This is a genomic window from Alishewanella longhuensis, assembly GCF_014653435.1.
Lineage (GTDB): Bacteria > Pseudomonadota > Gammaproteobacteria > Enterobacterales > Alteromonadaceae > Alishewanella > Alishewanella longhuensis.
In genome coordinates, this window is sequence record NZ_BNAO01000032.1 from 1 (window position 1) to 503 (window position 503).

Annotated in this window: 1 protein-coding gene; it reads right to left on the reverse strand. The window is 42.9% G+C overall.

The features are described 5' to 3' along the window. A partial coding sequence (locus IE163_RS18055; protein ID WP_229833647.1) for a transposase occupies positions 1-503 on the reverse strand: 503 nt, incomplete at both ends.

A 503-nucleotide genomic window follows, 5' to 3' on the forward strand; every position in this document is an offset into this window, starting at 1 on the left:
AAGCATGTAAGCATTGTGTATGACTGACTTGCATGATGATATGGAATATTTTATTCCCATCTTCTTACAGGCAGCTTTGGCAAGGTTTATCGCTGCAAGTGACGCATTGAAGTGAAATGCCAGTTTTCTGAAGTCGGTTGCCTGACAGTTCGTCATTCCGGCATGTTGCTTGGCATCGCGAAAGCAGAATTCGAGCTGGAAACGTGTCCTGTAGAAGTCTAAAACCTCCTTGGCATCCTGCATCTCGTCCGTGGAGAAATACAGCTGCCATTTGTCCGTTCTTCCATCCATAGGATACCATACAGCTAAGCTCACAAAACGTTTGAGTGCTTTGGAGTATGCTTTCAGTCCATAAAGTTTACCCTTGTTCACTTTATACTCGGTACATCTTGTGATGTCCAGATTTTCAAAATCAATCTTTCCGTCATACAATTTTGGACGTCCGCGTTTTCCTGTCCTATTTTCTAAGGTGGGATAAAACAACACTGCATCATTTCTGAAGC